The following is a 22,149-nucleotide window of genomic DNA, read 5'->3' on the forward strand; positions in this document are numbered from 1 at the left end:
GGGTACAAGTACCCATCCTACGAAAGCGAACCCTTCGTTTATTCCCCGTTGCTGCGCCGCTGCGCCATGATCACCTCCGCCAGCCGCGCGGCGGCCTGCTGCGCCGACGGCTGCTTCTTCAGCCGCCCCAGCACTTCGCGGGTGATGTTCTCGGACGCGGCGCGCTGGCGGGCTTCGGCCTTGCGGTCGTTGATCGCGTCCTCGGTCGCCGACAGCTCGGCGGCCTGCTCTTCCAGGCGCTTCGTTTCCAGTTCCAGCAGTTCGCGCCGGGCGTCGGCCATCTGCTGGGTGGTCGCGGCGGTGCGGCGCTGCATCTCGGCGTGGGCCTGGGCGTGTTCGAGCAGCGCGCGCTGGGCTTCGCGCTTCTCCAGCGCCGATTGGGCCGCCGCGGCTTCCAGCGCTTCGCGTTCGGCGGCAAGCCGCGCCGCCTCTTCCTCGGCCTCGGCGCGCAGGCGCGCGCTGTCCGCCGCAGCCTGCTCGGAGGCCAGGCGCGCCGCCGCCGCCGCGTTGGCGCGTGTCTCGGCCTCGGCCTGCTGGCGCTGCGCCGCCAGCTTCTGCTCCAGCAGCGCCAGCGATTCGCGCGCCGCCTCGGCCGCTTCGCGCTCGGCCTGGGCCGCGGCATCGAGCGCCGCCAGCTTCGCCTGTTCCGCAGCCGCGCGCTCGGCCTGGGTGCGGGCCAATTCTGCGGCAGCCTCCGCCTCGGCCTGTGCCGCGGCTGCGGCTGCTTCTTCACTTGCGGCCTGCTCGACGGCCAGGTTCGCCGCGGCGCGCTGGGCTTCCAGGGTGGCGCGCTGCGCCGCCAATGCGCGGTTCTCGAAGTCGAGCTGGTCGCGCAGCAGCGCGGCCTGCGCCTGTTCGGCGTCGACGCGTGCCTGCGCGGTCGCGGCTAGTTCGCGCTCGGCGTCCAGCTTTTCCTGCAGGGCCGCCAGCGCCGTTTCCTCGGCCTGGACCCGTTCGCGCTCGAGCGCCGCCAGGCGCTCGGCCTCTTCCTGACGGCGCGCGGCCACGCTCGCGGCCTCGCGCTGCAGCGCCGCCTGCTCGGCGGCCAGGGCCAGCGCCGCCTCTTCCGACGCATTCTCGGCCGCGCGCGCGTCGAGCAGGGCCTGGGCCTGGGCGGCGCGCTCCTCGGCCAGCGCGCGGGCGCGCCGGTCTTCCTCGGCCTGGCGCTCGGCGGCCTCGAACGCCGCGCGCTCGGCCTGCGCGCGCTCCTGGGCATCGCGGGCGGCCTGCGCCTCGGCTTGCAGGCGCGCTTCGACCTGCTGCCCGGCTTCTTCCTCGGCGCGGGCGCGCTCGATGGCGGTTTCGCGCAGCTTGCGGTCGGCCTCGATGCGCGCCTCGGTGGCGGCGACGATGCGCGCCTCGGCTTCGCGCCGCGCCTCGGCGGTGGCGGCGGCCATCTGTTCCAGGCGCTCGCGGTGCACGGCGGCGTCGCGCAATTCCTTTTCCAGCTGCAGGCGCGTGCGCAGGGTGTCGGCGGCGACCCGTTGCGAGTCGGCCTGGGCCTGGGCGATGGTTTCGCGTTCGTGTTCGACGTGGGCCAGGGCGCGTGCTTCCTCCAGCGCGCGCGCCTCGGCGGCGGCGCGCGAGAATGCCGAGGCCAGCGCGATCTGGTCGGCGCGCTCGCGCTGCAGGGCCAGTTCGAGCGCTTCGGCTTCGGCCTGGGCCAGCTTTTCGGCGGTCTGGCGCGCGGCCTTCTCGGCGCGCTCGCGCTCGCGCGCCAGCACGGCCACGCGCGCGTCGGCGCTGGCGCTGTGCAGCACTTCCTCGCGCGCCGCGTGCACGGCGGCGACGCGTTCGGCGGCCTGGCGGCGCGCCTCTTCGGTCTGGGCCAGCAATTCCTCGGCGGCGCGCGCGGCTTCCAGCGCCATCGCCGCTTCGGCCTCGATCTGTTCGGCGGCGCGCCGGCGCGCCTGGTCGGCGGCGCGGGCGCGCGCTTCGGTGGCGAGGCGGCTTTCGGTGTCATGCTGGACGCGCGCGCGCAGCTCGGCCGTTTCCTGGCGCATCGCTTCCAGCCGCTCGGCCGTGGCCTGGGCCGCGGCGCGCAGGGTTTCCAGGCGGTTGCGGTTGGCCTCGATCTCCTGCTCCGAGGCCTGGGCGTGGTCGAGCGCGGCGGCCGCGGCGGCGGCGTCCATGGCGGCGCGTTCCTCGGCCAGCGCACGCGCATGGGCCTCGGCGGCGGCGCGGCTTTCGGCCGCCACGTTCGCTTTTGCCTCGGCCTCGACGCGCGCGATCGCTTCCTTGATCGCGGCCTGTTCCAGCTGGCCGCGATCCGGCGCGACCGCGGGCGGCACGTGCTCGGCCGTCGCCGGCGGCAGGTCGATCGTGAAGTCGGTATCGTCGTGGGAGGCTGGGTCTCGTTCCATGCTGGTTCTCGGGTTCCGGGCGGATTGCCGCGCTTGACCATTATCCGCGATACGGACGAAACGTGTCACGCCGAGCTGCGTGGTAAATAGCGGGCAATTCCACGGTTCGCCACCGGCGCGCGGCCGGCGCCCGGCGCATTGCCAGGCCAGGGAAACCGGCGACACCGCAGCCCTGCCCCACCTTCGATTCCTCGTCGCTACGGAACTGGCGGCAAGCGCGGCAAATCAACCGGAAACCGGCGGCTTGCCGCGCCGCCGCGCCGGGCTCAGAAGGTTTCCCAACCATCCATGTTGGCGGACGCGGCGGTCTTGCGCTGCGCCCTGGCCCGGCAGGCTTGGCCTGCTTGCGCGGCAAGGCCGGAACGGCGGCGGACGGCGCACGCGCCGTGCATCGACGGCCCCCGCCGCCGGCCCGGCCGCGTGCGTGCCGTCGAGGCGGAACACGCTGACCGCTTCGCTCAGGCGGGCCGCCTGGACCTGCATGGCCTCGGATGCCGCGGCGGCCTCCTCGACCAGCGCGGCATTCTGCTGGGTCACCTGATCCATGGAGACGACCGCCTGGTTGATCTGCTCGATGCCCGCCGTCTGCTCCTGGCTGGCGGCGCTGATCTCGGCCATGATGTCGGTCACGCGCTTGACGCTGTCGACGATCTCGAGAATGGTCGCGCTGGCCGCGGTGACTTGCCGGCTGCCGCTCTCGACCTTACCGGACGAGTCTTCGATCAGCTCCTTGATTTCACGCGCGGCGCTGGCCGAGCGCTGCGCCAGGTTGCGCACCTCGGTGGCGACCACCGCGAAGCCCCGGCCCTGTTCGCCGGCCCGTGCCGCTTCGACCGCGGCATTCAGGGCCAGGATATTCGTCTGGAAGGCGATGCCGTCGATCACGCCGATGATGTCGCGGATCTTGCTGGCCGACGCGCTGATGTCGGACATCGTCCCCATCACCTCGCCGATCGCCTCCCCACCCTTCTTCGCGACGCTCGACGCCGCGTCGGCCATCAGGTTGGCCTGGCGCGCATTGTCGGCATTTTGCCTGACCGTGCTGGTGAGCTCCTCCATCGAGGACGCGGTTTCCTCCAGCGAACTGGCCTGCTCTTCGGTGCGCGAGGACAAGTCCTGGCTCCCGGCCACCTGCGACGACGCCGATGCGATGGTATCCGTGCCGGAGCGCACCTGGCTGACGATGCGCGCCAGGTTGTCGCGCATGGCTTTCATAGACGCCATCATGCTGGTGGTGTCGCCGGACTTGACCTCGACCGGCGTGGCCAGGTCGCCATTGGCGATCCGGGTCGCCACATCGGCGGCGTATCCCGGCTCGCCGCCCAGCTGGCGCAGCAGGCTGCGGGTGATGGCGACGGCGGCGATCGCGCCAACGGCCAGTGCCAAAGCGCTCAACCCGAGGTTCAGGGTGCGCGTATCGTCGTAGGTCGCGAGCGCGTCGTCCGACGATTCCTGGTTCAGCTTGTTCTCGAGCGTAATCAGATCCCGGATCGCGCCCATCCATTTCACCTGTACCGGGCGCAGCTCGTCCAGCAGGACGCGCGTCGTCTGTTCCGCGTCGTTGGCCAGCCCAAGGCGCGCCGCCTTCTCGATGATGGGCAAAGCCGCTTGCTCCGCCTCGCGCAACTGTGCGAACACGCGCTTTTCTTCGGGCTGGGTTTCGGGCAGGTTGAACAAAGGCTCCATGCGCCGGTAGGTCTCGGCATAGCGTGCCGTTTCCTCCTGAATGGCCTTGTATTCGACGGCCATCGCGCTTTCGTCGGTGAGCAGGCCGAGGTTGCGCACCAGGACCATCCGGTTCTGGATCGAGTCGGCCAGGTTGTTCGCCAGTTCGATCTGGGCGTTGTTAATGTCGGTAATGACCCGCGTACGTTCGCGCATGCCGGCCATGCCGTAGATGGATGCGGCCACGATCACGCACAGGAAGCCGAGGATGAGGGCGTACCCGACAGCGAGGCGGGTGCCGACTTTCATATTGGAGAGTTTCGCGATATCTGAACGGTCTTAAAATAATAATGCAGACAAGCGCCAGGTTTTATTACCTTGCGGCAAGACATGCTTGCACTACCGACCACCGCTGTCGATATTGTTATAACAAAACACGCGTATTTATTTGATCCTGGCTCCGATACCGTCGACAAGATGCCACAGAATTTTGTCGCTGCATTAACAACCCGCTACCCGGCCACGGCGGGACGAGAGCGGCATCCACAGGTCCCAAACCCCGTGGTCCGCGGTTCGCGGGCCCTGGCGTCTTCCAGTGGCGTGGTGATGGAAAGCCGCATGCGGAAAGCGCGGGTTAGCGGCGGCCTCGCGTTCGGTCGCAGCCCCGGCTACACCGGCCACAGCGGCGGCTCATCCATCAGCGCCACCTGTTCGCGCAGCTCGAGGATCCGGTCCTGCCAGTAACGCTGGGTATTGAACCAGGGGAAGGCGGCCGGGAAGGCCGGGTCGTCCCAGCGCATCGCCAGCCAGGCCGAATAGTGGATCAGGCGCAGCGTGCGCAGGGCTTCGACCAGGTACAGCTGGCGCGGGTCGAATTCGCAGAAATCCTCGTAGCCGGCCAGCACGTCGCTCATCTGGCGCACCTGTTCATGGCGCTCGCCCGAGAGCAGCATCCACAGGTCCTGCACCGCCGGGCCCATGCGGCTGTCGTCGAAGTCGACGAAGTGCGGGCCGCCGTCGGTCCAGAGGACGTTGCCGCCGTGACAATCGCCGTGCAGGCGAAGCGGCGGCAGGTCGCCGGCGCGCTCGTAGCAGCGCGCCACGCCGGCCAGGGCCTGCTCGGCCACGCTGGCGTACGTCGCGCGCAGCTCGCGCGGCAGGAAGTCGTGCCGCAGCAGGTAGTCCGCGGGCTCGCGCCCGAAGGTCTGCTGGTCCAGCGCCGGACGCACGCGGTAGGGCGAGACCGCCCCGACGGCGTGGATGCGGCCGATGAAGCGCCCGATCCACTCCAGCGTGGCGGCGTCGCCCAGCTCGGGCGCGCGCCCTCCCCGGCGCGGGAAAACGGCGAAACGGAAGCCGCCGAATTCGTGCAGGGTCCGGCCCTCGATCGTCATGGCCGGCACCACCGGCACCTCGCGCTCGGCCAGCTCGGCCACGAAAGCGTGTTCCTCGAGGATGGCCTCATTGCTCCAGCGCCCTGGGCGGTAGAACTTGGCCACCACCGGCGGACCGTCCTCGCAGCCGACCTGGTAGACGCGGTTCTCATAGCTGTTCAGGGCCAGCAGGCGGCCGTCGCCGACAATACCGACGCTTTGCAGGGCGTCGAGGACGCGGTCCGGATCGAGGCCGGAGAATGGGTGCGCGCCCGGAGGCGGCGCCGAAGATGACAGATGATCCATGACGCCATTGTAAGGCGGCGCGCTTTTTTTCGTGCGCTCCCCGCCGCAGGCGTTACACTGGCGACTTCACCGCAACAAGAGCATCCCATGCAACTCGACCAGCCCCTCACCGAAAAAGAATTCAACGAACTCGACCAGTTCCTCCTCTCCGAGCGCAGCCCGGAAGACGCGATGACGATGGACACCCTCCACGGCTACCTGACGGCGATCGCCATCGGTCCGGAAACCATCATGCCGGCCGAGTGGCTGCCGCGCGTCTGGGGCGAGGACGGCAAGCAGGCGCCGAAATGGAAGAACGGCAAGGAAGAGGAACGCATCGTCAACCTGATCATGCGCTTCATGAACGAAGTGCTGATCACCTTCGAGGTCGCGCCCAAGGAATTCGAGCCGCTGTACTGCGAGCACGAGCACCAGGGCCAGACCCTGATCGACGCCGAGGCCTGGTGCTGGGGCTTCTGGGAAGGCATGGAACTGCGCCCGGGCTCCTGGGACCCGATCTGGGACTCCGAGGCCGCCGACCTGATGCGCCCGCTCTACCTGCTGGGCGCCGACGAGATCGAGGAAGAAGAACTGCCGCTGGTCGAAGACCCGGTCAAGGCGCACCAGCTGGCGCTCGAGGTCGAGGCCAACCTGCCGGCCATCCACCGCTACTGGCTGCCGCTGCGCAAGCCCGCCGTCGAGACCGTGCGCAACGAGGCGCCGAAGGTCGGCCGCAACGACGACTGCCCTTGCGGCAGCGGCAAGAAGTTCAAGAAGTGCTGCGGGGCCGAGCAGGCGTAAGCGGCATCGGCGTCGATCGAACCGGGGCGCGTCCCCGGTTTTTTCATGCCAGCGTCGGCGCGCTGCGGAAAGGCCGGCAGTCGACCGGGATGTCGATCACGAAGGTGGTGCCGCGCTCGCGCGAACTGTCGACGCCGACGCTGCCGCCGTGGCTTTCCGCCACCGTGCGCACGTAGGGCAGGCCGATGCCCCAGCCCTGCTTCTCGCCCCTGGCGGCGGCTTCGGCGCGGCGGTACATCTGGAAGATGTCTTCCTGCTCGCCGGGCGGGATCGGCTCGCCTTCGTTGTGCACGGTCAGCAGCAGGCGCTGGTGGACCTCGTCGACCTTGATCCGGATCGGCGTGCCGGGCGCGCCGTACTTGCGCGCGTTCGACAGCATGTTCTCGAGCGCCCGGCGCAGCGCCTTGCGGTCCCACCAGCCCAGCACGCTGGTCCCGGCCAGCTCCACGTCCGGCCCGTGGGCGGCGACGTCGCGCTGCACCTCGGCCGCCAGTTCGCGGACGTCGAAACGGGCCAGGTCCAGCGGCACGCGCTGGCCGCCGTGGAAGGCCATCGAATCGAGCAGTTCGCCGATCATGCCGCCCATCCGGTGCACGCTCTTCGAGGCGCGCGCGGCCACGTCGTGGATGCGCGACACGTCCTCCATGCGCACGATCAGGTCGAGCGCCGTGGCGGCGGCCTGCAGCGGGCCGCGCAGGTCGTGCGTCAGGGCCGCGGCCAGGCGTTCGCGCAGGCCGTTGTGCACCAGGGTGAAGGCGTGCACCGCCTGCTTGATGGCGGCGTCGATCGAGGCGTCGATGATCACCACGTCGGCGGCGCCGAGCGCCACGCCTTCGCGCGGCAGGACTTCGAGGATGGCGCGGCGCAGCAGCTGGTATTCGTCGATCAGGGCCACGTGGTCGTAGCTGGTGACGCGGGCGCGCTCGCCGCCGTGCTCGGCGGCGACGGTGGTGTGGTCGGCGCCGTGGGTCCGCACCTGGCCCTGGCTGAGGCTTTCGGCGATGTTGTCGTAAAAAACGGGCAAGGTGTCGATCAACACCGGATGACGCAGCTCGGCCGCCTGCTCGACGGCGCCGCGCACGCTGCGCTCCCACTCCGCGAAGACCTTGTCGCGCAGCGCCAGCATGCGCCTCGACGTCTCGGACAGGCCGTCCTCACCTTCTTTCTGGTCACTAGCCAACGTCACGCATCACCTTTGAGTATCGCAGCACGGGGGCATTCATCTTAATGCAATTTGATTAATGACGGCGCGCCGCACCGGCCCTGGACGTTGCGGGCGGGCGTCTCAGGCCGCCGCCAGCTGCTGCTCGCACAGCGCCGCCATCAGGTCGGAGCGGCTGACCAGGCCGACCACCGCGCCGTCCCTGCCAGTGATCGCGACCTGGTGGTAGCCGCCGTCGGCCAGCAGCGGCACCAGCTGCGCCAGCGGCGCGTCGGCGGGCAGCGCCACCACGCGCTGGCGCATGGCGTCGGCCACGCGCGGCGCCGCTCCCGGCACCAGCCGGCGCAGGTGGGCGGTCCAGCCGCCGTGGCGCAGCAGGTCTTCCACGCCCAGGATGCCGAGCAGGTAGCGGCGCTCGTCGAGCACCGGCACCGACTGCAGGCGGTGGCGCAGCAGCAGTTCGCGCGCATGCTCCAGGGTGTCGCGCGGGCCGACCGACACCACGTGGCTCGACATCAGCTCGGCGCAGGTGCGCTCGCGGAAGTGGCGGTGCAGGGCCAGCTGGCGGGCGTCGTCGACGATGGCCAGCAGGTCATCGTGGCTGACGTCGAGCACTTCGCCGTAGCGCGCCAGCGCCGCTTCCAGGTCCTGCTCGGTGATCCCCAGGCGCGCCGCGGCCGCCGGGTCGCCGGTCGCGTGCACGTTGCGGTCGGCCGCGTGCGCGGCGTGCGGATAGCGGCGCCGGGTCAGGTTGTTGTAGAGGATGGCCGCGCCCACGATCAGCGCCGAGTTCAGCGCCACCGGCTCCAGTGCGAACAGGAAGCCGGCTTCGTGCACCGCCGCGCCGCCCAGCACCGTGGTCAGGGCGACGGCGCCGCCGGGCGGATGCAGGCAGCGCAGCGCGAACATGACGGCGATCGCCAGGCAGCCGGCCAGCGGCGCGGCCAGCAGCGGGTCGTGCACCAGGCGCGCGCAGGCGACGCCGACCAGGGCCGACAGGGTATTGCCGCCGATGACGGACCAGGGCTGGGCCAGCGGGCTGGCCGGCACGCAGAACAGCAGCACGGCGGACGCGCCCATCGGCGCGATCAGCCAGGCGGCCTGGCCGGGCGCCAGCGAATGGGTCAGGAGAGCGGTGACGAACAGGCCGACGCAGGCCCCGAGCGCGGCGCGCACGCGTTCGAGGCGGCCGCCGGCGAGCGGCTGCGGCAGGAAGCCGTGCAGCCACTGGATGAATTGTCCTTGCATGGAAAAGCGGTGTAAAGCAAAGACCGCTATTACACCATAAGCCGGCCGTGGCTGCAGCGCGCCACCCCGCAAGCACGTCCCGCGTCCGCTTGATGTACGATGCGCAATGTTTTTATAAATGTAATGACGCGGCCAACCACTGGAGAATCCATGATGACCGGCCCATTCGACAAGACCGTCCTGCGCGCGCTCGCCGCCGCCTGCCTCGCGACCTGCATCGCCGCCCCCTCGTTCGCCGCCGCCCCGATGACCAAGACCCCCGCCCCCGGCTGGTATCGCGTGATGCTGGGCGAGTTCGAGATCACCCCGCTGTCCGACGGCACCGTCGACCTGCCTGTCGACAAACTGCTGAACGACAAGGCCGGGAAGACCAATGCGGCGCTGGCCAAGTCCTTCCTGACAAGCCCGCTCGAAACCTCGGACAATGCCTTCCTGATCAACACCGGCAACAAGCTGATCCTGATCGACACCGGCGCCGGCGTGCTGTTCGGGCCGACCCTGGGCAAGCTGCTGGCCAGCGTGAAGGCGGCCGGCTACGCGCCCGAGCAGGTCGACGAGGTCTACCTGACCCACATGCACAGCGACCACCTGGGCGGCCTGCTGGCCCAGGCCCAGCCGGCGTTCCCGAACGCGGTCGTGCGCGCGGCCAGGCGCGAGGCCGACCACTGGCTGAGCCAGGCCAACATGGACAAGGCGCCGGAAGACGCCAAGGGCTCGTTCAGGAACGCGATGGCCGCGCTCGATCCGTACGTGAAGGCCGGCCGCTTCAAGACCTTCGATGGCGACGTCGACCTCTCGCCCGGCATCCGCGCCCTGGGCGGCCACGGCCACACGCCGGGCCACACCACCTTCGTGGTCGAGAGCGGCGGGCGCAAGATGATGGTGATCGGCGACCTGATCCACGTCGCGGCGGTCCAGTTCGAGAACCCGGCGGTGACCATCGGCTTCGACGGCGACCAGAAAGCCGCGGCCGCCGCACGCAAGAAGCTGTTCGACCTCGCCGCCAAGGAAGGCGCGCTGATCGGCGGCGCCCACCTGCAGTTCCCGGGCCTGGGGCACCTGCGCAGCGAAGGCAAGGGGTATCGTTTCGTGCCGGTGAATTACACGCAGATGCGGTAAGACATTCGTCGACGCGCGCGCGATGTTGTAGGGTGGGCACTTGTGCCCACGCGGTCTTTCGTGTGGGTGCATACCCGGACGCACGACGACATACATGGCGCTCGGTAAGAATCAGTGTTCGATGTGCATGCGCCGTACCGCGTGGGCACAAGTGCCCACCCTACGTGATTTCAGCCGTGCGTCGAACGCGTGGGCGGCGCTCCGGGCGGGTGTTGGCCCATGACCCGGTGGAGCCGCCCACCCTACGCCGCGGCCGCTCCGCGCACTTCGGCCAGGAGCCCGGCCAGCGTATCGAAATCGACCGGCTTGACCAGGTGGTGGCTGAACCCCGCCTCCATGGCCGCGCGCCGATCCTGTTCCTGGCCGTAGCCGGACACCGCGATCAGGACGCAGTCCGCGGTTTCTGGCTGGGCGCGCAGGCGGCGCGCCAGTTCCCGGCCGTCCATCTCGGGCAGGCCGATGTCGAGCAAAAAAACGTCCGGCGGCGCCAGGCGCCCGCGTTCGAGGGCGCGGTGCGAATCGTGTTCCACCGCCACCGCGTGCCCGGCCGCTTCCAGCAGCATGGCCAGGGTATCGGCGGCGTCGACGTTGTCGTCCACCACCATCAGCTTCAGGCATTCGCCGCGCGCCGGCGCATCGCCGCGCTCCTCCGGCTGCGGCTGCGGCGCCGCCGCCGGCAGGCGCACGGTGAAAGTGCTGCCGCGCCCGGGTCCGGGGCTGGCGCAGCCGACCGCGCCGCCGTGCAGCTCGACCAGGTTGCGCACCAGCGCCAGGCCCAGGCCGAGCCCGCCCTGGGAGCGGTCGCTCGCGCGCTTGCCCTGGGCGAACAGGTCGAAGGCGCTCTCGGTCAGTTCCGGCTCCATGCCGATGCCGTCGTCGGTCACGGACAGCACCAGCATGCCGCCCTCGTGGCGCACGTGGACGTCGATGGCGCCTTCTTCCGGCGTGTACTTGACCGCGTTGCCGAGCAGGTTGGACAGCACCTGCACCAGGCGCGCGCGGTCGCCCTCGACGGCGGCCGGAGCGCCCGGCAGGTGCAGGCCGAGGCGCTGGCGGCGCGCCAGCAGTTGCGGGCGCACCTGCTCGACCGCCTCGTCGACGATGGCGCGCGCGTCGAGCAGCGCCTTGTCGAGCACGATCAGGCCGCGCGTCACGCGCGACACGTCCAGCAGGTCGTCCACCAGGCGCGTCATGTGGCGCACCTGGCGTCCGATGATGGCGCTGCTCTGGCGTACCCGGGTCTCGTTGAGCACTCCCATGTCGAGCAGGGTCGCGGCAGCCTTGATCGGCGCCAGCGGGTTGCGCAGCTCGTGCGCCAGCATGGCCAGGAATTCGTCCTTGCGGCGGTCGGCGTCCACCAGCTTTTCCTCGGCCACCTTGCGGTCGGTGATCTCGCGGAAGAAGATGGCGATGCCGCCGTCCTGCATCGGGAAGGCGCGGATCTCGTTCCAGACGCAGCGCCCGCCCACCGGCGGCAGGCGGTACTCGGCCTGGCCGGCGCTGCGCTCGCGCATCACGCGGCGCAGCATGGCGCCCGCTTCGCTGCCCTCTACTTCCGGGAACAGTTCCCAGTGGTCGCGCCCGACCACCTGTGCCGCCGCCAGCCGGCAGATGCGCAGGCCCTCGGCATTCATCTCCAGGATGCGCCACTGGGCGTCGAGCAGCGCGAAGCCCTCGCCGATGGTGTCGAAGATGTAGCGGCTGCGGTCGCGCTCGGCGCGCAGCTCGGCCTGGACGCGCGCGCCGTCGAGCGCGGCCCAGGTGCGCTCGGCGGTGTCGCGCGTGAAGCGCACGTCGTCCGGATTCCAGCGGCAGGGTTCGGCGTGGTTGATGCTCAGGAAAGCCTGGAGGCGGCCGGCGCGCACCAGCGGCACCGTCACCAGCGCGCCGATGGCCTCGTCGCGAAAGCGCGCCGGCCAGGATGCGCTGCGCGGATCGCCGGCGATGTCGTCGATCGCGACGGTGACGCCGGCGCGCAGGGCGGCGCCGATGTCCGGGCCGAAGTCGTCGAAGCGGTAGCGCGCGCACGACAGCGCGGCCGTGCCCGGACGCAGCCACTGGCGCACGACTGCGAAGCCTTCGGCGTCGGCGTCGACCTCGCAATACAGCACCCGCGCCAGGCGCAGCTCCTCGCCCAGCAGGGCGCTGGCGGTGTCGAGCACCGCGTCGGGCGAATCGAGCGGGCGCAGCGCGTCGGACAGCTTCAGTTCGAGCGCGGCGCGGCGCTCGGCGCGCCGGCGTTCGGTGGTTTCGAGCGCGGTGCAGTACATGCCGGCCACGCGGCCGGCGCCGTCGTGCAGGGGCGCGTACGAAAAGGTGAAGTAGGCCTGCTCGAGCCTGCCGCCGCGCACCACGCCGATCGGCAAGTCCTCGAAGTGCACCGGCTTGCCCGACAACGCGCGGTCGATGAAGGGCACCACCTGGGCCCAGGCATCGGTCCAGACGCGGCGCAGGGGTTCGCCCAGCGCCCGCGGGTGGCGCTCGCCGAGGATGGGCACATAGGCGTCGTTGTAGAGCATGCGCAGGTCCGGCCCCCAGCAGACGAACATCGGCAGCGCCGAGTCGAGGGCCATCGCGACCGCGGTCGCCAGTTGCGGCGGCCAGTCGTCCGGGTGTCCAAGGGGAGAGTCGCGCCAGTCGTGCGCGCCGATCAGGGCGCGCAGGCCGGCGGGGGCAGCGTCAGGGCCGCCGCGCAGTATTGCGTGCATCTTGCCATTTTCGCACAAGGGCAAGATAGATGGAGCACGAATGCGCGAGGGGCGCCAGCGGCGCTCCACGGCCTGCGCCTTGCAGCCGAACTTACAGCTTGATGAAGTGTTCGCGGTAGTACTTCAGCTCTTCGATCGACTCGACGATGTCGGCCAGCGCGGTGTGCTTCTGGTGCTTCTTGAAACCGGAGGCCAGCTCGGGCTTCCAGCGGCGGCACAGTTCCTTGAGCGTCGAGACGTCGAGGTTACGATAGTGGAAGAAGGCTTCCAGCTTCGGCATGCCGCGCGCCATGAAACGGCGGTCCTGGCAGATCGAGTTGCCGCACATCGGCGACTTGTTGGACGGGACGTACTGCTTCAGGAAGGCGATCAGCTGGGCTTCGGCGTCGGCTTCGGTGACGGTCGACGCCTTGACGCGGTCGATCAGGCCCGAGCGGCCGTGGGTGCCCTTGTTCCAGTTGTCCATCTTGTCGAGGGTCTCGTCGGACTGGTGGATGGCGAACACGGGACCTTCGGCGATCACGTTCAGGTCGGCATCGGTGACTACGACGGCGACCTCGATGATGCGGTCGTTGTCCGGATCGAGTCCGGTCATTTCCATGTCGACCCAGACCAGGTTGAACTCGTTGGGACGCGGCGTGGGGTTTGCTGCGGTTGCCGGGTTTGCAGATACGGCGGATTCGGTGGCTTGTGACATAATTCTCTCTTTGCCTAAACAATCCTGCATTTTCTCACAGGCACAGCATGTCTTCACTTGCGTTTTCGGTCTTGTTCGTCGTTTTCTTCGTGCTGACGCTCGGTCTGCGCTTCTGGCTGGCCAACCGCCAGATCCGCCACGTGCTGCGCAAGCGCGGCGCGGTGCCCGCCGAATTCGCGCACAAGATCGCGCTCGAGACGCACCAGAAGGCGGCCGACTACACCGTCGCCCGCACCCGCTTCGGCATCGCCGCCCTGCTCTGGGGCGGCCTGGTCCTGATCGGCTTCACGCTGCTGGGCGGGCTGCAGGCGATCTCGAACGCCCTGCTGCCGCTCGCCGGTCCGGGCATGCTACATCAGATCCTGCTGGTGGTCGCGTTCGCCGTCGTCTCCGGCGTGCTCGACCTGCCTTTCGATTACTACCGCCAGTTCGTGCTCGAGGAGCGCTTCGGCTTCAACAAGATGTCGCGCGGCCTGTGGCTGGCCGACATGGCCAAGGGCGCGCTGCTCGGCGCCGCGATCGGCCTGCCGCTGCTGTGGGTGATCCTCAAACTCATGGAAACCACCGGTGCGCTCTGGTGGCTGTGGGCCTGGTGCGTCTGGAGCGGCTTCCAGGTCCTGATGATGGTCCTGTACCCGACCGTGATCGCGCCGCTGTTCAACAAGTTCACGCCGCTCGCCGACGACAGCCTGAAAGCGCGCATCGAGGGCCTGATGGCGCGCGTCGGCTTTGCCTCGAAAGGCCTGTTCGTGATGGACGGCAGCCGCCGCAGCGCCCACGGCAACGCGTATTTCTCCGGCTTCGGCGCGGCCAAGCGCATCGTCTTCTTCGACACCCTGATCGAGCGCCTCGCGCCGCAGGAGATCGAGGCCGTGCTGGCGCACGAGCTGGGCCACTTCAAGCTGCGCCACATCGTCAAGCGCATGGTCGTCATGTTCGCGCTGTCGCTGGCCTTCCTCGCGCTGCTCGGCTACCTCAAGGAGCAAAGCTGGTTCTACACCGGCCTGGGCGTGACGCCGCTGCTCGATGGTCCGAACGACGCCATGGCCCTGCTGCTGTTCGCGCTGGTGCTGCCGATCTTCACCTTCGTCCTCGGCCCCCTGAACGCGATCACCTCGCGCAAGCACGAGTTCGAGGCCGACGCCTTCGCCGCGAAGCACAGCAGCGCGGACGACCTGGTCTCGGCCCTGGTCAAGATGTACGAGGACAATGCCTCGACCCTGACGCCGGATCCGCTGCACTCGGCCTTCTACGATTCGCATCCGCCGGCCTCGGTACGGATTGCGCACTTGAACGCGGCGGCTGCATGAGGCTCGCGGACCAGCATTGCGTCCATGGTGCGCCGGCGCTCAACGACAACGAACTGGCGGCCCGGCTAGCCGCCCTGCCCGATTGGCAACTGAAAGGGAACCACATCGAGCGCGAGTACGCCTTCAAGGATTACCGCGAGACCATCGCCTTCGTGAACGCCCTGGCGTCCATGATCCACGGCGAAGACCACCACCCCGAACTGCGCGTGCGCTACCGCCACTGCCTGGTCGCCTGGACCACCCACTCGGCCGGCAATGCCGTGTCGATCAACGACTTTATCTGCGCTGCGAAAGCCGACGCAATCTACGAGGAACGCAGCGCATGAGCATGAGCGGCACCATCATCGCGGCGCACGGCCGCCATTACCTGGCCGACGTCGACGGCACGAAATACCAGTGCGTCACGCGCGGCAAGAAGACCAATGTGGCGGTGGGCGACGTGGTGCACCTGAAGCAGACCTCGAACGACCAGGCCGTGATCGAGGACATCGCCGACCGCACCACCCTGATCTACCGCTCCGACCAATACAAGTCGAAGCTGCTGGCGGCGAACATCTCGCGCCTGTTCATCGTGGTCGCCACCGAACCGAGCTTCGCCGACGACCTGGTCTCGCGCGCCCTGGTGGCCGCCGAGGCGGCCGGGATCGAGGCCCACCTCATCCTGAACAAGACCGACGTGAAGGAGCCGCTGCCGCGCGCGCGCGAACGCGCCGCCGTCTACGGTTCGCTCGGCTACCCGGTGCACGAGGTCTCGGCCAAGGCCGATCCGGAGCACGCCCTGTCGGTGCTGCGCCCGCTGCTGGCCGGCCAGCATTCGATCTTCATCGGCCAGTCGGGCATGGGCAAGTCCTCGCTCATCAACCTCCTGGTGCCGGACGCCGACATCGCCGTGCGCGAGATCTCCTCGGCGCTCGACACCGGCAAGCACACGACGACCTTCACGCGGCTGTACTGGCTGCCCGGCGGCGCGGCGATCATCGATTCGCCGGGCTTCCAGGAGTTCGGCCTCTACCACCTGACGGAAGGCATGCTGGAGCGGGCTTTCGTCGAGTTCAAGCCTTATCTGGGCGGCTGCAAGTACTACAACTGCCGCCACCTGGCCGAGCCGCAGTGCGCGGTGCTCGACGCGGTAAAGGACGGGAAGATCGCGAAGATGCGGCACGAGCTGTATGCGCAGCTGCTGCACGAGTCGTCGCAGACACTGTATTAGTAGGGTGGGCGGGCTTGCCGCCCACCCTACGCAAAAGCCCTTATAATCGAAGGGATAACAGACAAGCGGATACGATATGCCAGTTTCACAACCTATCAAGCACTTCCTGCAGTTCTCCGACTTCTCGCTCGACGAGTTCGAATACGTGATCGAGCGCGCGAAGGTCATCAAGCGCAAGTTCAAGGCCTACGAGGTCTACCACCCGCTGGTCGACCGCACCCTGGTGATGGTCTTCGAAAAGAGCTCGACCCGCACGCGCTTATCCTTCGAAGCCGGCATGCACCAGCTGGGCGGCGCCGCGATCTACCTGAACACGCGCGACAGCCAGCTCGGCCGCGGCGAGCCGGTCGAGGACGCGGGCCAGGTCATGTCGCGCATGTGCGACATCATCATGGTGCGCACCTTTGGCCAGGACATCATCGAGCGTTTCGCCGCCAATTCGCGCGTCCCGGTGATCAATGGCCTGACCAACGAACATCACCCCTGCCAGGTGCTGGCCGACGTCTTCACCTTCTACGAGCACCGCGGCCCGATCGTCGGCAAGACGGTGGCCTGGATCGGCGACGCCAACAACATGCTCTACTCCTGGCTGCAGGCGGCCGAGGTGTTCGGCTTCCACCTGAACATTTCGACCCCGAAGGGCTACGAGCTGGACCCGAGCCTGGTCTCGACCCAGCGCTATACCCTGTTCGACAACCCGTCGGACGCTTGCGAAGGCGCGCACCTGGTCAGCACGGACGTATGGACCAGCATGGGCTACGAGAAGGAAAACGCGGAAAGGCTGAAAGCCTTCGACGGCTTCATCGTCGATGGCGCCAAGATGGCGCGCGCCACGCCGGACGCCCTGTTCATGCACTGCCTGCCGGCCCACCGCGGCGAGGAAGTCGCGGCCGAGGTCATCGACGGTCCGCAGTCGGTGGTCTGGGACGAAGCGGAAAACCGCCTGCACGTGCAGAAGGCCCTGATCGAGTACCTGCTGCTGGGCCGCATCGAGGACAAGTAATGATCGACCACACCGGCATCATCGTCGCCGATATCGAGCGCAGCCGCGCCTTCTTCGAGGCCGCGCTGGCGCCGATCGGCTACCGCTTGCTGGCCGAGATCCCGGCCGCGGTCACGCAAGGCACCGACGTTGCCGGTTTCGGCGAACCGCCCAAGCCGGATTTCTGGATCTCCGGGGCGACCGCGGCCAGGCCGGTGAACCACCCGCCCTTGCACGTCGCCTTCCGCGTGAAGGCCCGCGCCGAGGTCGACGCGTTCTATCATGCGGCCCTGGCCGCCGGCGGCCGCGACAATGGCGCACCGGGCCTGCGCATGCATTACCACCCGAATTACTACGGCGCCTTCGTACTGGACCCCGATGGGCACAACATCGAAGCGGTTTGCCACGAACCCGTTTGAAGTTCTTTTTTTATCAACCCACCCACAACTTTATGCTTGATCGTTGGCCCTCCGCCCCGCTTGCACAGGACGGCGCTCCCCTGGGCCGGCTGACCATTTAGTCCCCTCCTCCACGTCACACCATCACTGGAACATCCATGAGCGACATTAAAAAAGTAGTACTCGCCTACTCCGGCGGCCTCGACACCTCCGTCATCCTGAAGTGGCTGCAAGACCACTATGGCTGCGAAATCGTCACCTTCACCGCCGACCTCGGCCAGGGCGAAGAGCTGGAGCCTGCACGCGCCAAGGCAATCAAGTTCGGCATCAAGCCGGAAAACATCTACATCGACGACGTGCGCGAAGAGTTCGTGCGCGACTTCGTCTACCCGATGTTCCGCGCGAACACCGTGTACGAAGGCGAATACCTGCTGGGCACCTCGATTGCGCGTCCGCTGATCGCCAAGCGCCTGATCGAGATCGCCAACGAGACCGGCGCCGACGCCATCTCGCACGGCGCGACCGGCAAGGGCAACGACCAGGTGCGTTTCGAGCTGGGCGCCTATGCGCTCAAGCCGGACGTCAAGATCATCGCTCCGTGGCGTGAATGGGACCTGCTGTCGCGCGAGAAGCTGCTGAAGTACGCGGAAGACGCCGGCATCGAGATCGACATGAAGCACAAGAACGGCGGCGCGCCCTACTCGATGGACGCCAACCTGCTGCATATCTCCTTCGAAGGCCGCCACCTGGAAAACCCGAGCGCGGAAGCCGAGGAATCGATGTGGCGCTGGACCGTGTCGCCTGAAGCAGCGCCGAACGAAGCCGAGTACCTCGACATCGAATACGAGAAGGGCGACATCGTCGGCCTGAACGGCAAGCGCATGACCCCGGCCGCGGTGCTGACCGAGCTGAACCGCCTGGGCGGCAAGCACGGCATCGGCCGCCTGGACCTGGTGGAAAACCGCTACGTCGGCATGAAGTCGCGCGGCTGCTACGAAACCCCGGGCGGCACCATCATGCTGCGCGCCCACCGCGCGATCGAATCGATCACCCTGGACCGCGAAGTGGCGCACCTGAAGGACGACCTGATGCCGCGCTACGCGTCGCTGATCTATAACGGCTACTGGTGGGCGCCGGAGCGCGTCGCGCTGCAGACCCTGATCGACCACACCCAGCAGACCGTGAACGGCTGGGTGCGCGTCAAGCTCTACAAGGGCAACGTGATCGTCGTGTCGCGCGACTCGAAGACCGACTCGCTGTTCGACATGAACATCGCGACCTTCGACGAGGACGGCGGCGCCTACAACCAGGCCGACGCCGGCGGCTTCATCAAGCTGAACGCCCTGCGCATGCGCATCGCCGCCAAGGCGCGCGCCAAGCGCGGTCAGTAAGCCGGTCGCTGTCGCGTAAAGAAAGCCGCCTGCGGGCGGCTTTTTTGTTTTCGTAGGGTGGGTACTTGTACCCACCTGGCAGGACCGCTTCAGCACTGGTGGGTTCGAGAACCCACCGGCAGGGTCGCGGCAATTCCGGTGGGTTCGAGAACCCACCCTACAACGGCATCGGCCCGGGCGCGCTTACGCGCTGCGCAAATCGTCCACCGGCTTGCCGCCGAAGCCGTCGGCCAGCAGGTAGTCCACCAGCCTGCGCGCGCAATCCTCGGGCGAGGTCAATCCGCCCTGCTCCTTGAGCTGCACGAAGCGCTCGCGCATGGGGAAACGGTCTTCGGTGGTGGCGCGGATCTCGGCCTGCATGCCGGTATCGATCACGCCCGGCGCCAGGCTGCACACGCGCACGGTGGCGTCGCCGTCGAGGGCCACCGCTTCGGCATGGCGGTCGAGCGCGGCCTTGGTGGCGCAGTACACGCTCCAGCCGGGATAGGCCGAGCGCCCCGCCCCGCTCGACACGTGCAGGATACGCCGCTCGGCACCCACGCTGGCGCGCACCAGGGCGCCGGCCAGCGCCAGCGGCGCGGCCACGTTGAGGGTCGCGGCGCGGATCGCCTGCAACGGGTCCTGCTCGGCCAGCGGCCCGACCGGCCAGACCACGCCCGCATTGTTGACCAGCAGCGCCGTGCCGCTGCCGGCCAGCCAGGCCGCCAGTTCTCCCCGGCCGAGCCAGGCCGACAGCGCCGCGCCGTCCGACAGGTCGATTTCGATTTCATTCAGCAGGCCCGGATGGCGCGCCGCGCCGCCCGGCGCCCGCCCGCGCGCCAGTCCCAGCACGGGAATGCCGCGCGCGAGGAGTTCCTCGGCGATTGCGGCGCCCAGGCCCTTGGTGTGTCCGGTGACGATGGCTTTCATGTGGTCTCCTTTTATCGATCCTGCAAGGATAGCCGATCGGGACGACGCAAGTAGTCGCTGCCCACTGTTGGGCCAATCCCACGCTGAGGCCGGGATGCAACAATTTGTAAGTGCCGCGCGGTAAAATGCGCCTTCCTGATCAACCACTGCCTTCGATGACCTCCGACAGCGCGTTCCCTTCCCAGATTCCCTGCCGCGTGCTGCTGGTCGGCACGGCCGCGCCGGTCCTCGCCGCATTGCGCGAGACGCTCGCCGGCTTCGACGACATCGAGCTGCACCAGGCCGATGCCCCGGAGCGCGTCGCCGCGTTCGAGCCCACGGTCGTCATCCAGGCGCTGGGGGCGCTCGAAGACGGCTGCGGCTTCCTGCGCGCCTGCCGCGCGCAAGAGGCATTGAAGGAGCTGCCGCTGCTGGTGATCGCGCCGCTGGGCGACCCTGCCGGGCGCGAGGCCGCCTTCGCCGCCGGCGCCACCGATTACCTGGCCTACCAGCCGGGCCGCATCGAACTGCTGGCGCGCCTGCGCTACCATGCCGCCGCCGGCCTCGCGCGCCAGCAATGCGAAGTCGCGCTGCGCCTGCTGCGCGAACGCGAGGAAGCGCTGGCCCGCGCCCACGCCGAGATCGACCAGCTGGCCGGCCTGGACGGCCTGACCGGCATTCCCGGCCGCCGCCGCTTCGAGCACGTGGCCCAGACCGAATGGCAGCGCGCGCGCCGCAGCGGCCAGCCGCTGTCGGTGCTGCTGTGCGACCTCGACCAGCTCGACGACTACAACCGGCAGCTCGGCCGCCCCGCCGGCGACCTGTGCCTGAAGAAGCTGGCCGGCGTGCTGACCGGCCAGTTGAAGCGCCCGACCGACCTGGCCGCGCGCTACGACGGCAAGCGCTTCGCGGTGGTGCTGCCCGATACCGGCCTGGACGGCGCGGTGCGCGTGGCCGAGGCTTGCCGGCACTCGCTCGAACACCTGGGCATGGCCCACCCTTCGCCCGAGCGGCGCGTGGTGACGCTGTCGATCGGCGTGGCCGCCAGCACGGCGGGCGAGGACGACACGCTCGAGACCCTGGTCGCGCGCGCCGGCGAGGCGCTGCAGGCGGCCAAGGCGCGCGGGCGGAACCGGGTGATGGCGCTACGGGGTTGATTGCTCCGGCGAGTGCCGGGGTCGCGCGGACGTGCGTCGAACGGGTGGGCGGCGCCTTGGCCGCGTGTTTTCATGCTTGCGTGGTATAGCCGTCGACCCTAGGTCCCTGCGTTTGTCGGCGCGAATGTCACACCCGTAGGGTGGGCGGCCATACCATGATCGTTCCTGCACCCGCGGCAGTGGCGCCGCCCACGCGTTCAAGCAGCCGCGGCATACTCGGAAGCAAAACTCTCCTCAGACAAATACCGGCTCCGGCTCCAGCCGCACGCCGAAGCGCGCCAGCACGTCCGCCTGGATCGCCTGCGCCAGGGCAATGACCTCTTCCCCGCTGGCGCCGCCATTATTCACCAGCACCAGCGCCTGCTTCGGGTAGACCCCCGCCGCGCCCATGCTGCGGCCTTTCCAGCCGCATTGGTCGATCAGCCAGCCGGCCGCCAGTTTCGCGCTGCCGTCGGGTTGGACGTGGTGCACCAGCGCCGGGAACTGCGCCAGCAGTTGCGCGCAATGTTCCTGCGTTACCACCGGATTCTTGAAGAAGCTGCCGGCGTTGCCGATCTCGGCCGGGTCGGGCAACTTGCGGCGGCGGATCGCGATCACCGCCTCGCTCACCTGGCGCGGCGTGGGTTCCGATATGCCGGGTTCCCGCAGGGCATTGGCCAGCTCGGCATAGCGCAGGTTCGGCTGCCAGGCGCGCGGCAGCGCGAAGGTGACGTCGAGCACCACCAGTTGCGCGCCTTCCGGATGCTTGAACAGGCTGTCGCGGTAGCCGAAGCGGCACTCCGGTCCCGTGAGCGTGCGCCGCTCGCCGCTGGCCAGGTCGTGCACGGTGAGGGAGTGGAACACGTCCTTGATTTCCAGGCCATAGGCCCCGATGTTCTGGATCGGGGCCGCGCCCACGGTGCCGGGGATCAGGGACAGGTTCTCCAGCCCGCCCAGCCCCTGCGCCAGGGTGAATTCGACGAAGTCGTGCCAGTTCTCGCCGGCGCCGGCGCGTACCAGCACCGCCGCATCGGTCTCGCCGACGACGGCGCGGCCGGGAATCGCCATGTGCAGCACGACGGCTTCGACGTCATGCGCAAGCAGGACGTTGCTGCCGCCGCCGAGCACGAAGCGCGGCACGCCGGCCAGCGGCGCGTGCGCGTGCAGGCGCTCGAGCTGGGCGGCGTCGACCACGCGCAGGTAATGGCGGGCGCGCGCCGGCAGGCCGAAGGTGTTGAAGCGCTGGAGCGAAACATCGTGTTCGATGGGCAGGTCGAAGTGCATGGAAGGCGGGTCCGGGGTACTGGAAACCGGTCGATTATAGAGGCAAGAAGCTGCGCCTCGGCAAAAAGCACGGTCGTCCGGCAAGCTTGTCCGTTAAAATACCGCCACTCATGAATTCAGCATCCATTT

Annotated in this window: 18 protein-coding genes; 9 read left to right on the plus strand and 9 right to left on the minus strand. The window is 68.8% G+C overall.

The annotated features are described in order from the left end of the window. Nucleotides 1–38 precede the first annotated feature (38 nt). The 3 genes from RT688_RS03975 to RT688_RS03985 all read right to left on the minus strand — a co-directional run bounded on the left by RT688_RS03975 (nt 39) and on the right by RT688_RS03985 (nt 5,707). Complete coding sequence (locus tag RT688_RS03975) at nt 39–2,363, minus strand: hypothetical protein (RefSeq protein WP_313703552.1); 2,325 nt, start codon at nt 2,361–2,363, stop codon at nt 39–41. 225 nt (nt 2,364–2,588) lie between these two features. Next, complete coding sequence (locus RT688_RS03980; protein WP_313703553.1) at nt 2,589–4,337, minus strand: methyl-accepting chemotaxis protein; 1,749 nt, start codon at nt 4,335–4,337, stop codon at nt 2,589–2,591. Between the two features lie 359 nt (nt 4,338–4,696). Next, the gene (locus RT688_RS03985; protein WP_313703554.1) at nt 4,697–5,707 is read right to left on the minus strand and encodes a serine/threonine protein kinase; all 1,011 of its coding nucleotides are present in this window, start codon (nt 5,705–5,707) and stop codon (nt 4,697–4,699) included. Between the two features lie 87 nt (nt 5,708–5,794). Here RT688_RS03985 and RT688_RS03990 point away from each other — a divergent pair, with 87 nt between their 5' ends. After that, nucleotides 5,795–6,487, plus strand: a complete 693-nt coding sequence (locus RT688_RS03990) for a UPF0149 family protein (protein WP_313703555.1) — start codon at nt 5,795–5,797, stop codon at nt 6,485–6,487. A 43-nt stretch (nt 6,488–6,530) separates the two neighbouring features. Here the strand turns inward: RT688_RS03990 and RT688_RS03995 are convergent, their stop codons facing one another. Beyond that, nucleotides 6,531–7,673, minus strand: a complete 1,143-nt coding sequence (locus RT688_RS03995) for a HAMP domain-containing sensor histidine kinase (RefSeq protein ID WP_313703556.1) — start codon at nt 7,671–7,673, stop codon at nt 6,531–6,533. A gap of 99 nt (nt 7,674–7,772) precedes the next feature. After that, complete coding sequence (locus tag RT688_RS04000) at nt 7,773–8,897, minus strand: HPP family protein (RefSeq protein ID WP_313703557.1); 1,125 nt, start codon at nt 8,895–8,897, stop codon at nt 7,773–7,775. 150 nt (nt 8,898–9,047) lie between these two features. Between RT688_RS04000 and RT688_RS04005 the strand changes: the two genes are divergently transcribed. Further along, nucleotides 9,048–10,016, plus strand: coding sequence for an MBL fold metallo-hydrolase (locus RT688_RS04005; protein WP_313703558.1), 969 nt, complete (start codon nt 9,048–9,050; stop codon nt 10,014–10,016). Nucleotides 10,017–10,258: 242 nt separating this feature from the next. On the opposite strand, the gene RT688_RS04010 is transcribed toward RT688_RS04005, so the two are convergent. Then, complete coding sequence (locus tag RT688_RS04010) at nt 10,259–12,724, minus strand: ATP-binding protein (RefSeq protein ID WP_313703559.1); 2,466 nt, start codon at nt 12,722–12,724, stop codon at nt 10,259–10,261. A 91-nt stretch (nt 12,725–12,815) separates the two neighbouring features. After that, nucleotides 12,816–13,421, minus strand: coding sequence for an oligoribonuclease (orn, locus tag RT688_RS04015; protein WP_313703560.1), 606 nt, complete (start codon nt 13,419–13,421; stop codon nt 12,816–12,818). Between the two features lie 47 nt (nt 13,422–13,468). On the opposite strand from orn, the gene RT688_RS04020 reads away from it, so the two are divergent. The 6 genes from RT688_RS04020 (at nt 13,469) to RT688_RS04045 (ending at nt 18,712) form a co-directional block, all read left to right on the plus strand. Beyond that, a complete protein-coding gene (locus RT688_RS04020) occupies nt 13,469–14,731 on the plus strand; it encodes a M48 family metallopeptidase (RefSeq protein WP_313703561.1) in 1,263 nt (420 codons plus the stop codon). Beyond that, complete coding sequence (locus RT688_RS04025) at nt 14,728–15,057, plus strand: 4a-hydroxytetrahydrobiopterin dehydratase (RefSeq protein ID WP_313703562.1); 330 nt, start codon at nt 14,728–14,730, stop codon at nt 15,055–15,057. Before RT688_RS04020 ends, RT688_RS04025 begins: the two co-directional genes overlap by 4 nt. Next, nucleotides 15,054–15,941, plus strand: coding sequence for a ribosome small subunit-dependent GTPase A (rsgA, locus tag RT688_RS04030; RefSeq protein ID WP_313703563.1), 888 nt, complete (start codon nt 15,054–15,056; stop codon nt 15,939–15,941). The genes RT688_RS04025 and rsgA overlap by 4 nt, the downstream gene beginning before the upstream one ends. A gap of 76 nt (nt 15,942–16,017) precedes the next feature. Continuing rightward, a complete protein-coding gene (gene argF / locus RT688_RS04035; protein ID WP_313703564.1) occupies nt 16,018–16,944 on the plus strand; it encodes an ornithine carbamoyltransferase in 927 nt (308 codons plus the stop codon). Next, nucleotides 16,944–17,342 (plus strand): VOC family protein, encoded by a 399-nt coding sequence (locus tag RT688_RS04040; protein ID WP_313703565.1) that lies wholly within the window; start codon nt 16,944–16,946, stop codon nt 17,340–17,342. Before argF ends, RT688_RS04040 begins: the two co-directional genes overlap by 1 nt. Nucleotides 17,343–17,479: 137 nt before the next feature. After that, nucleotides 17,480–18,712, plus strand: a complete 1,233-nt coding sequence (locus RT688_RS04045; RefSeq protein ID WP_313703566.1) for an argininosuccinate synthase — start codon at nt 17,480–17,482, stop codon at nt 18,710–18,712. A 183-nt stretch (nt 18,713–18,895) separates the two neighbouring features. Here the strand turns inward: RT688_RS04045 and RT688_RS04050 are convergent, their stop codons facing one another. After that, a complete protein-coding gene (locus tag RT688_RS04050; protein WP_313703567.1) occupies nt 18,896–19,621 on the minus strand; it encodes an SDR family oxidoreductase in 726 nt (241 codons plus the stop codon). Between the two features lie 155 nt (nt 19,622–19,776). Here RT688_RS04050 and RT688_RS04055 point away from each other — a divergent pair, with 155 nt between their 5' ends. Then, the gene (locus RT688_RS04055; RefSeq protein WP_313703568.1) at nt 19,777–20,757 is read left to right on the plus strand and encodes a diguanylate cyclase domain-containing protein; all 981 of its coding nucleotides are present in this window, start codon (nt 19,777–19,779) and stop codon (nt 20,755–20,757) included. Nucleotides 20,758–20,991: 234 nt separating this feature from the next. On the opposite strand, the gene murB is transcribed toward RT688_RS04055, so the two are convergent. Further along, nucleotides 20,992–22,020: a UDP-N-acetylmuramate dehydrogenase gene (gene murB, locus RT688_RS04060; RefSeq protein WP_313703569.1), complete on the minus strand. Its 1,029-nt coding sequence runs from the start codon at nt 22,018–22,020 to the stop codon at nt 20,992–20,994. Nucleotides 22,021–22,149: the final 129 nt, after the last annotated feature.

The organism is Massilia sp., assembly GCF_032106685.1.
Classification (GTDB): domain Bacteria; phylum Pseudomonadota; class Gammaproteobacteria; order Burkholderiales; family Burkholderiaceae_D; genus Telluria.